A 12,051-nucleotide genomic window follows, 5' to 3' on the forward strand; every position below is an offset into this window, starting at 1 on the left:
AACAATATATGCAGTTAATTAAATTCGGACACGACTCTCTTACTAAGTCTTATAAATTAGATGTTATTTTATTATTAACTGCATAGAAAATTAACGTTTTATTAAACTATCTAAATCAACTAAAAAACTCAAATCATCCTTTACTGAAATAGAAACACATGCAATAAACGGTATTACATTAAAATTAGATAAACATTCATCATTGCACCTTACGAATATTTCTGCCCCACCATTTGGATTGACTTTAGTTTCTAAAGAAATATGAAAACAACTTTTATTGATGCAAGACAAGATATTCCCTCCTTTCTTATATCTAATATCAATTTATCCAAAAATAAAAATACCGTTACAACTTTATTTACTCTTTACCTTCCATACTTAAAATAAAAAAGATAAAAGCTTCTTCATATATATAAAGAAGCCTTTACCTTTTAGTTACTTGTTCATTTACTATCAGTCAGTGAAACATGCTCTTCACTTGTACCTGAGCTAAAAATAATAAAAATTTTTGATTTTAGTTTCATTGCAATACTAAATATCGTCAAGTTGCATAAATGAAATGTTTAAGTTACTCATTCAATAGACAAATTTACCTTTTAAAATAAATCTTTAAAATCCTTATTCTTCAATAAATATGAAAGTCCTTCTAAATGATCCCCAGTAATTCTCAATACAGCTGGTGGATGTCCTATCGTCGCAAAATGCTCTTGTGGCCGAATACGATTTGGTTTCATTACATCTACAAAATGGACACATTCGACTTTATACCCTTCTAATATTGCCTTTACTTGTGCAACACACGCTGTGTGAAGAGTGTCCCAGCCAATTCCCTCTAAACATTTTCTACTAATAGCATGGGGAACAGCAATTGTAGATCCTACCCCTAAATCTTTACGGTTACAAGCAATATTCAACATATATTTATATAAACTTACAATATATAGAGGAAATCTAAGATTTAAATTTAAATCATTTAAAACCATATCAACACCATCCGCAACAGCTTGCGTTAACGGATGAAGATCTTTTGCTGGAATAGCAAAATCAGCATCAATAAAGAGAAGTATATCTCCTGTCGCTTCTTGTGCACCAATTGCCCGTCCTACATCATGCCCTAATCTTTCTTCATAAACAATTACTGTTGCCCCTGATTGCTTAGCAATTGCTTCTGTTTGATCTGTTGACCCATTAATGACAACAATTATTTCTTTCGGTTCAATTTTTCTTGCCTCAAGAATAACTTCTTTAATCGTTGATTCTTCATTTTGTGCTGGTATAATAATTGATAACTGTTTTCCATTATAAATAGAGGAATTCATTCCCCATCCTTTATGGAAACGTGAATAATTCTTTTGGTTTTTTAACTGCTCTATAATTTCTCTTTTTCTTCCTCCATCTGTATAATTACCTCTATCATCTTTTCGTTGTAACCAACTCTCCAAAGCTTTTATATTTTCTTTAATCTCATATACTTCTAATTTAGTTAATCCATTTTTATAGAAAGAGGTTTTGTTTGCAGGCATATTATTCAAGGAGGTGTTAGTGATGGCTGACGAGGATTGTAGTCGCCACCCTTTCTCAATAAGAGTTACTTGGGACAGAATAGGGTTCTGCAAGATATCATATCCAATGTCTTCAATTGCTTTTTTAGTAATAGCATATGGCATAGATAACATCGAATCATATTTTAAATCCATACGCCCCAATACATCGTTTACTATTTTTTTATACACCATAGCAATGCTTGGCCATTCTACTCTCATCTTTTCAAAACAAACCGAGTCTATATTATTTAAAATTACATCCTGTTCCTTTTTTAGTAGCGGTTCTATAAATCGTTCTAATTCTACCGAAAAAATAACATCTTCTCCATTTAAAAATAAGACTACATCACCATTGGCGACTTTTGCCCCATGAACTGGTGCTTTCCATTTACTTTTCTCCTCAATCACAACAACGTTACTTTCAACAAATGTTGGTATAGATTGTATCGCACTCATTCTATCATCAGCTACAATAATAATTTCTAGTGGTTTTATATGCTGCACTTTATTTAAAATTTGATTCAATTTTGATTTTTCTTCTCCTAAAACTATAACAACTGATAGGTCCACTTCTTTTTGTTCTTCTTTTACAGTCTGATTAGGTTTTACTTTTTTTATATATTCAATTGTTTCACTCTTCCCTACAGCTGCATGCCCTGCTTTTTTATCAAAATATAAGTCAATTATAATTTGATTTACTTCCGTGTCTTTATCAAGTTGCTCTAATTCGGAAATAAATGGTAGCAAATGATTTTGCACATCAAATTCACACGCGAAATTTTGCAAAAAATAAATATTCGGTACATATTTAATGTGATTAAAAAATTTCATAACATTAATTCTTTCGCCAAATTTCTCTTCAACTTCTTCTCTTGATAAATTTGGATAAGACAAATCGAAAACTAGATTTATTGGTACAGGTATCCATTTTAATAAATTTGTTTGAGGATTATTAATGAAAGCTGTGGAGCCCTTAACGAATCCAGCTAAAATTAAAGACATAAATCCTCCCCCAGAACTGCCATAAAACAACACATTTTTCGAATCAACTTTTAACTTTACAAATACTATTTCTAAAATATTTGCTATATCTTGTAAATAAAATCTATTTAACTCTCCCTGTCCCCAACCTAAAGATAATTTTCCAAGATATAACGTAGGGTCATTATAATATATAACAGTATCTTCAAATTCATCCATCCAAGAATGTCGATGAAAAATAGGTGGACCAATTGGCTGTTCTTGAAACCCACCTGCTCCGGATCCAAAAACAATAGTGTTAGAAGCATCGGGCTTAATACGAATTAAAAATTCATACGTTACTTTATCCCAATCAACCTTGAGTATAAATGGTTCTGTAATTTGAAAATCCATTTGCCATAATTGTTCATATGAAATGTTAATTATTTTATACTGGTCTAACAGTTTAATCACCCTTTCCATCCATTTCGAGTTGTTCTATCAAGTAAGAGAGAGCTTCAACGTGATCACCAATGATTCTTAATACTGCCGGAGGATGCCCATTGTGACTTACATTCTCCATTAAACGAATTCTATTCGGTTTTACAACATCAACGTAATGTACACATTCTACTCTATACCCTTGTAATATTGCTTTTACTTGTGCAAGACTAGGGCATAGTAAGCTTTCCCAGCCTATTGCATCTAAACATGATCTACTCATAGCATGTGGAATTGCTACTAATGAGCCATTGCTTAATTCTGGACGATTATATGCTAAATTAAGCATATATTTTACGACGTCTACAACATAAAACGGAGGGTGTAACATCGGATTCAAATCATTTAATGCTATGTCTACACCAGCTGAAACTGCTTTTGTAAAATGATGCAAATTACTTCCTGAAACACTAAAATCACCATCAATAAATAAAAGAATATCTCCTGTAGCTTCAAGCGCTCCAATAGCACGTCCAACATTATGACCAAGTCGTTCGTTATATTCAATAATAGTAACACCAAGTCTTTTAGCAATATTAGCCGTTTGATCTGTCGAACCATTTACAACGACGATGATTTCTAGTGGTTCTATTTTTCTCGCCTCAAGTATTACTTGTTCTATAGTCTCTTCTTCATTTTGTACTGGTATAATGACAGAAAGTTGCTTCCCATCATAAATTGAAGAATGCATTCCCCACCCTTGATGATAGGAAGGGTATCGCTTACATTCACCTAGTTTTTGAACAATATCTCTTCTTTTTCCTGCATCAGTAAACCCTACTCTTCTTCCTTTTTTCTCTATCCATTTAGCTATACCGCGTAAATATCTTTCTACTTTCTCTTTTTCATTTTTGGATAACTCTTTTTTTATTAAATATCCTCCTTCCTCTATAGTCTCATCTTTAGATAACGTATTGATTGCATATTGATCGTTAATCCGCCACCCTTGATTCACAATCTTCATATGAGATAGAACGATATCTTCCATATAATTAAAGCCGATATTTTCCACTACTTCCTTCGTAAGCGCATATGGTAACGAAAGTATTGAATTGCTTTTTAAATCTGGTCGACTTAAAATTTCATTTAACATTTTTCTCCATACAATATCCATATTTGGACATTTACCTATTTCTATCAATTTATCTATTTTATTTAAAACTACATCGGCTTGATTTGTAACAATTGGCTCAATAAATCTCTGCATTTCATTTGTGGATAATAAAAAATTACTATCTACAAATAACAATACATCTCCTTTTGCTGCCTTTACAGAAGCTTCATACCCATCATAATACGTACTATATTTATCCATCAAAACAATATGGCATTTATGTTTCTTTGCTATTTCATACAAATTACTTCTATCGTTAGGAACTAAAATTATAATTTCACGAGGATTTAGCTTCCATATAGATTGAATTGACTCTTCTAATATTTGCTCTCTTTCACTGTACAAAATAATAACCGTTAACGATTTCATTACACGCCCCCTTTACACATCATGTGACATAAAATATTAAGTATTACCATTTCCTATGAATTTGCTACTTTATTAACATATTCAAAAGTGAATTATACTGTGTGAAAACAAACGTCTATTTTTAAAAATATAATTCTGCACTTACCTCCTTTCTCTTATCATTGTTTGTTACAACTCTCACCATAAAAAACAAAAAAAGTCCTAATTTCTTTAGGACTTTTTTAAATAAATTTATCAATATTATTAATTTTATATACTACCTTTTTCCATGTTATACCGCGATCTTTTGTAGTAAATATTTCTTTTTTATTACACGCCCAACCTTTACGCCGATTAAAAAAATGCAAACAAAATACATTTTTTAACAATGGATTACTTGATACTTTAATCCATTTTGCTCCTTTTTTTATTATTTGATACACACTTCCATTTTCACTATTTATAACCCAGCCATAATAGGAACTAAAAAACGAAACAGCCACTTTACTAGTATTTATTGTTTTATTTGAAATATGCCACGAATTCCCCTTATCAAATGAGTAATTCATTAAAAATACATCATCATTCTTTTTAGTTGGTATTACTAATAAGTTATTTTTATAGATTGCTTTATAAGCCATAGCAGTCCCATTATTAATTCCTTCAAGACTTGGAATATCTTTTATAGGATGCCAACTTTCCCCACCATTTATTGTTTTAAATACCGTTGATGTTTCATAATGTTTTTGTAATGAAATAAACCCAATTAGATCGTTTATAAATGTTATCCCTGAAATACTATCACTAATACTTATATTTTTTATTACTTTCCAAACTTTCCCTTTCGTTTTCAAATAGTATAAATTATGTTCAAATTTATTTGATGCGAGCTTTCTAGATAATACAATCCATATACTATCCATATTCGTAGCATGCAATTGTACTTGAACATCAGTCGATTTCTCCCAATCTTCTTCAACCGGTAAAATAAACTCACTCCACCTTTCTCCTCTATTAACTGTATAAAATATAGCTGGCAATAAATCGTCATTCTTTTTTGTTAAACCATATGCCCAAGAGCTTCGAGCGTTTATTGGATACCCAAATAATACAATTGAATTAAGAGGATTGACAACATCCCATTCTACTCCTCTATTTTGAGTATATAAGATAGCCTGCTTTTTATTTGTATATTGAATACTAGCCCAACCATATTTATCCGTTCTCATTTGTAAAGAAGTAAATTGAATATCATTATTTTCCAATATATCACCTCATTCTTATTATTTATATATTCGTATGCTATTATTTTCAAAACGTTCTATCATTAGTTATTTAAACCACCTGCTTTATCTACTATCTTTATACTTACTTTCCCTTTTCTTCACCACTCAAATATAACGAAATTCCTTCTATTTTTCCGTTATCATATACAAACGACTGTATTTTACAAAATTCAACTATAAAAAATGCACCCCAATTGTAAACTATCCCCAACAATTAGAGTGCACTTTATATAAAATATAGCTTTAATTTTTAAGCACTTACTACAGCAGCAACTTTATCTAAACAAATAATAAACTGATTCATAAATGCGTCAATTTCCTCTTTCGTAATAATATACGGCGGAAGTAATCGAATAATATTCCCTTGTGTTACATCGACTAACATTCCTTTATTCATTAGCTCAACCTGTAATTTCTTCACATTTTCATTCGTATCATTCAGACTAATTCCAAACATCATGCCAGCATGACGCACTTCCTGTATATAATAAGAATTTTCTTTCTGAATGTCTTGCAGTTTGTCATTCAAATATAGTGACGTTTCATAAGCTTCTTGCATTAACCCATCATCAAGTAATGTATTTAATACCTTTAAACCTAAAGCTGTTCCCATTGATGAATGAGCAAACGTTGTCCCGTGATCTCCTGGTGAAAATACATCACATAACTTTTCACCTACAATAATTCCTCCTAGCGGTATCCCGCCTCCTGCTCCTTTACCAATTTGAATAATGTCCGGTGTGATATTAAAATTTTGATAAGCAAATAGTTTTCCCGTTCGACCCATACCACTTTGAACTTCATCAACGACAAGAAGTACATTATATTTTTCACATAAATTTTGAACACCATGCAAATATTTACTTGATAAAGGATAAATTCCCCCACTTCCTAAAACAGGCTCTAGCATAATCGCAATTGGTTTTTCTTTAATAATGGTCTCCTCTAATTGGTCTATATTCTCACGCTCTACTTCGTATACAGGAATAGATGTTTTAGGGAAATTTTGATATACCTTTTCTTGTCTCGTAAAATGTAGTGCCCCTAACGTCCTCCCGTGAAAACTATCTTTTAACACAACTACTCCGTCACGCTCTTCATTCGCAATAGATCTATATTTATCAATTAATTTTAATGTCGTTTCTGTCGCTTCCGTACCAGAGTTTGTAAAAAAGACTTTTCCGCTTTTTAAAGTACACTCTACTAATTTCTTTGCATACTCAATTGCAACTGGGTTTAAGAAATGAAACGGTAAATGCAACGATTTCACAACTTGCTCCATTGTCGTTTGTACAATTTTAGGATGATTGTATCCTAGTACATTTACTCCTACGCCAGAAAATAAATCTAAATACTCTTTACCATCTACATCATATAGTTTACATCCTTCTCCTCTTTCCATTGCAACCTCTGTCCGACAATATGTAGACATCATATATTCTTTATCTAATTGAAACCAATCCGACATGTTAAATTCCTCCTAGTTATTTTTCCTTTTTTAACGTTTATTCTCTATATAATCGTTTATAAATTAAGTTTTAAGATTGAAATTTTAATAGTGGTTTTCTTCCACATTTTTTATTAAAACGTGTGCTTTCTCTTCCCGATATTCATTTTTCCATAATTTCTTCTATTTCAACAGGTCCACTACATATGTGTTTTTTTCATCTAGCGGTATGTTACTGCTTTGAACTTTGTATGTCATACATAATCGAGACTATAAAATCATATTTAGTAACAATCGACGAAAAAATTTGGAGGCTATATCGATGAATGAAAAATATGATAAACATAGGAAAGAATTATTAGAAGAAGACTTTAATAAACATCGAGAACTTACTGAACCAGCTAAATTTCACTCTCAAACAGTTGGTTCACGTGGACCTGTACTAGAGCAAGATAGTGTACTGCATGAGTCATTACAACAATTTATTCATGAAAAAATTTTAGAAAGACCTGTTCATGTAAAAGGATTTGGTGCGTTCGGTTATTTTCAAACGATATATTCGATGTCTGAACATACTAAATTAAGTTTTTTACAAAATTCTAATGAGAAAGTTCCTGTTATGGTTCGATTTTCGTTAGCTGTTAGTACGAAAGGAACACCGGATACTGCTAGAAATGTACGCGGTTTTTCCACAAAATTTTATTCAAAAGAAGGCATTTTTGACCTTTTATGTAATCACATTCCTGTTTTTTCTGTCCGTGATCCAATGCGTTTCCCTGAAACGATTCAAGCATTATTGCCTTCACCTAAAAATAACTTAATAGACCCTAATAGATTTTGGAGTTTTGTCGCTAAAGCACCTGAATCTATTCATTTTGTTGTCCGTTTATACTCTAATAATGGTACGGCCAAAAGTCTTCGCCACATTCCAGGACATAGTGTTAATACATATGTATGGAGAAATGCGGAAGGTAATCGAAAGTATGTAAAGTATCATTGGTACCCATTTGAAGGTGTACAGTACATTACTAGTAAAGAAGCAATTAAATTAGCTGCTGAAAATCCTGATTATAGCGGGAAAGATTTATATGATGCTATTGAAAATGGTAAACCAGTGGAGTATGGTTTATACGTCCAGCTCATGGATCCGAAAGATGAAGCGCACCTTTCTTATGATCCTTTAGATGACACAAAAGTATGGGATGAACAGACGTATCCTCTCATACCAGTCGGGAAAATGGTATTAAATAAAAATCCTGAAAATTTTATGGAACAAGTAGAAAAGGTCGCATTCTCTCCTTCTAATTTACTGGATGGTGCAGAACTATCAGATGATAAAATGCTGCAAGGGCGCGCTAACATTTACAGTGATTCACAAAGAAGAAGAATTGGTCCAGAATTTCGCAAATTAACGATTAACCAGCAGCAAGATTGGACACCTGCTAATCAAATTACAACCGGTGAAGGAAGGTACGTTGAAGGTAAACTTGAAAGAACTTCTATAATGAAACAGGATGACTTTACGCAGGCTGGTGAATTTTATACGAAGTTACAGCCAATAGAAAAAGAACATCTCGCTGAAAACTTAGCTAGTGATTTGAAAGTTATATCCGATGATATTAGGGAGATCGTTTTGGGGTATTTCAATCAAGTATCAACTGATTTGAAAACAAGCATTGAGACAAAAATGAAAGAGCATTAAGAAGATTAAAACATGCTTTACGAATGAGAATTCAAATCTATATTAATTATTTTCTTGTCAAAATCCAATGAGGTTATTTAATTTGAAAATATAAAGCCAACATATCCCTGTTCTATAATTAGAACAGGGATATGTTGGCTTAGTTTAATGTTTAACATTACATACTTTATTTCGCTAAAAAATGCGATAAGTAGCCTTTCAAAACAAACTATAGTAAACTATTTTACTTGTACCGTATAATTCCCTGTTCCACCACCATACTTATATACACTTAAGTAATATTTCCCTGACTTTGCATTATAATTTCCAAGCAATTTGTTTCCATCACGTTTTGTTGCATAAGCTACATAATTATTTAAATCTGATTCAGAATATAATACCCAGTTCAGTCCAAGATTTTGTTCGTTCGTAACAGAAATTTGTAAATCTTTTTGATCCTTTACATCAATAACAAATTTATCCCCCTGATCTTGATCGCTCAAGGTTCCTCTTAACAAAATATTCAAAGATAGTGGGTTTGCTGTTTCAAATGAATTATTTGGTTCTTTTTCTACAGCCGTACCTTCTTCCGTATTCACTCCGCTAAACACAACATCATATTCAAATTGCCCAGCATTATTTACACGGTAATTTACAAAATAAGCAGTCAATGTTTTATATCCAGTCCACTCTTTTCCTGAAAGACGTTTCAACATATCATTTGTTGCTTCATTCATCACTTTCCAGTCCTCAACTTCTCCTTTAGCCACACTTCCTGTATATGTTCCCTGTAGTGTAAATGTATTAAAGAATTGTGATTTATTCTTTGTTACTTTCACATCTTTTAATTTCGCTTCATTCGTAATATCTGAAGTAACGTCCGAAAGCGATTTTGGATCATGTTGAGTTAAATATTCATCTGATACTTGTGGAATCGTATACTTATCGCGATTATCAATAAGCATTTGCATATAAGATTGATATTCTTCATTTAACTTATTATCTTTGCTTAATGTAGCACGGTATGCATCGTAACTTGAAACATCATTTGCGCGAATTAAATCATGTACTTTATCGAACATTTCTGGGCGCTTATTATACATATATGATTGCAGCGCAAACGAATAATTATAAAAATCCCACGTTCCATATTTCGCATTTAACGTTTGTGATGCTGTATAACGTTTTGCAGGATCATTAGATAACCCGCCAATTATACTTTTTCGCGGTACTACACTATCTAATCGAGTTGCACCTGCAAAGAACTCTGCATTCCCTTCTTCAAACCATGTTAAACGTTCATTTTGATACATTTCCCCTTGGCCCCATAATTCCTGAACTTCGTACCTTCCCTGTAAGTAGTGCGTAAATTCATGGCGGAACAATTCTTCCAGACTATAAATACTTTGCTCTGGTGTACGTTCATATGTAAAGAAAGTTCCTGTCCCTTCAATATAAATCCCACCATTATTCGTTTCATATCCGTACAGTTGACGATTAAATTGATACTCATCTGGGCTATTATAAATAACCATCGTTAACACATCATCAGCATGTCCACTTTCAAGTGGTTTATCGCTACCAACTGTACGATAAAATTGAGAACGCACCTCTTTTGCCGCCCAGTATAGACGTTTAATTTTCTCTTCGCTAACTTTATCCCCAGCTTTAAAGACAATTGCTCCATCATCAAACGTATACGTTTTCGGTAAATATTTCTTTTTACCTTCTTCTCGAATTTGATCTAAATTTACAGTTTTTCCATTCGCATCTATTCCTCCATAATTTGTAGTAATTTGTTCTGCCGCAACAAAGTATTGCTCTCCTAAATATGGGTAAATTCGCATTGCATCTGTAACAACTTGTTGTCCTTTTGTCGGCGTGCTATGAAGCTTGCCCAATCGGCCAGCATAATAAATTCCATTATTAATTAACCATCCGTTTTTATTTGTTACTGTACCAAGTAGTGCAAAACGATTTACTTCATTAATAAAGTTATCGATATTCCGAAACCACATCGTATCTTTTGGCTCTTTTCCAGTCGTGTACATATCCGTCTGAATATCAAAGTCAATTCCCTTCATCAACTCATATATAGCGTCTCCTTTTGTTCGGTCTTCAATGAAAGTTGCAAGATTATCGTTATATTGTTTAAAAATTTCACCTGCATATAAAACCGTTTCAACATCTGCTGATGCATTTCCAATTAATTTTCCATATGATGCAATTATTTTATTTTGTTCTGATGTACCAAGTTTGAAATTTGGATTTTTTGCAATTGTTTTTAAAGCTGGTAAACACTTATCATGGTAGCTACGCTCATTTAGTTTGCTTAATTCATCATGGTAAAAACCTAAATAAAATGCTGCACGTAGAGCTTCTACTAATGTTTCAATCCCTTTTGAATCATCTTTCGTATAAGCTTGTCCTTGTTCTGCTAGTTTATTAATAATTGCTTGCATTCGGCTATCATCTTGATAGAATTTAAGACTATCACTATTAAACTGAAATAATTCCGGAATTTGATACCATTTAATTGTCACAAGAAGATCAGTTAATTGTTTATTATTTAATTGATTTAACTCAGCCATTGAATACTTTTTTTCTTCAGCTAACGGTTTAATATTATCGGTTGGTGCTAGTGGGCGCTGTGATAAATCCGCTAATTTTAACCGTTTTGTAAAAGATGCATTTTCTTGTACTTTTGAAGGGTGCGCCAATTCATCAACAGATTTCTGTATTCCTACCGGCTCCATTTGTAATACGTTCTTCACATTTTGCTCTTTTGTCTCTGCTTGAATTTGCAAACCATTACATGTTATTGTCACTAATCCAACACCAAGAATCCACTTAGAAATTTTCGAATATTTAACCATCCCATTGCCCCCTAATAACTTAAAAGAAAATTCAGAATTTTAAATTCAAAAAAACCACTTATTTGTATGTATTTACAGTTCCGCTATAAATACAACTATGATTAATAATGCAATAGTAGCTTGTTTTATACTATTACGAGTACAGATTCCTTACATACAATCTCCCTTCCTTACATGTAATACAAGCAAAAACCGTGCCAATCATATTTCTTATGAATAGCCAACATTCTTTTATAAATACTGTAGAATAAAATATACATAGGTGGTTCGGTAATGTATAAATCATTTGACACA

Annotated in this window: 7 protein-coding genes; 1 reads left to right on the plus strand and 6 read right to left on the minus strand. The window is 32.2% G+C overall.

Going from position 1 to position 12,051, the window contains the following annotated elements; translation table 11 throughout:
* Positions 1–90: 90 nt before the first annotated feature.
* From M1D73_RS15060 to M1D73_RS15080, 5 genes are all read right to left on the minus strand, one after another.
* Positions 91–291 (minus strand): hypothetical protein, encoded by a 201-nt coding sequence (locus tag M1D73_RS15060; protein WP_001277646.1) that lies wholly within the window; start codon positions 289–291, stop codon positions 91–93.
* 305 nt (positions 292–596) lie between these two features.
* On the minus strand, positions 597–2,918 hold the full coding sequence (locus M1D73_RS15065; protein ID WP_121868307.1) for a glycosyltransferase: 2,322 nt from the start codon (positions 2,916–2,918) through the stop codon (positions 597–599).
* A gap of 52 nt (positions 2,919–2,970) precedes the next feature.
* Positions 2,971–4,488, minus strand: coding sequence for a glycosyltransferase (locus M1D73_RS15070; RefSeq protein WP_086401667.1), 1,518 nt, complete (start codon positions 4,486–4,488; stop codon positions 2,971–2,973).
* Between the two features lie 221 nt (positions 4,489–4,709).
* Positions 4,710–5,732 (minus strand): hypothetical protein, encoded by a 1,023-nt coding sequence (locus M1D73_RS15075; protein ID WP_000429609.1) that lies wholly within the window; start codon positions 5,730–5,732, stop codon positions 4,710–4,712.
* Positions 5,733–6,003: 271 nt separating this feature from the next.
* Entirely contained in the window at positions 6,004–7,221 is a 1,218-nt protein-coding gene (locus M1D73_RS15080) for an aspartate aminotransferase family protein (RefSeq protein ID WP_001286472.1), read from the minus strand.
* 301 nt (positions 7,222–7,522) lie between these two features.
* Between M1D73_RS15080 and M1D73_RS15085 the strand changes: the two genes are divergently transcribed.
* Positions 7,523–8,902, plus strand: coding sequence for a catalase (locus M1D73_RS15085; protein ID WP_001003610.1), 1,380 nt, complete (start codon positions 7,523–7,525; stop codon positions 8,900–8,902).
* Positions 8,903–9,120: 218 nt separating this feature from the next.
* On the opposite strand, the gene colA is transcribed toward M1D73_RS15085, so the two are convergent.
* The gene (gene colA / locus M1D73_RS15090) at positions 9,121–11,757 is read right to left on the minus strand and encodes a collagenase ColA (RefSeq protein ID WP_121868298.1); all 2,637 of its coding nucleotides are present in this window, start codon (positions 11,755–11,757) and stop codon (positions 9,121–9,123) included.
* Positions 11,758–12,051: the final 294 nt, after the last annotated feature.

Source organism: Bacillus sp. PK3-067 (assembly GCF_056738645.1).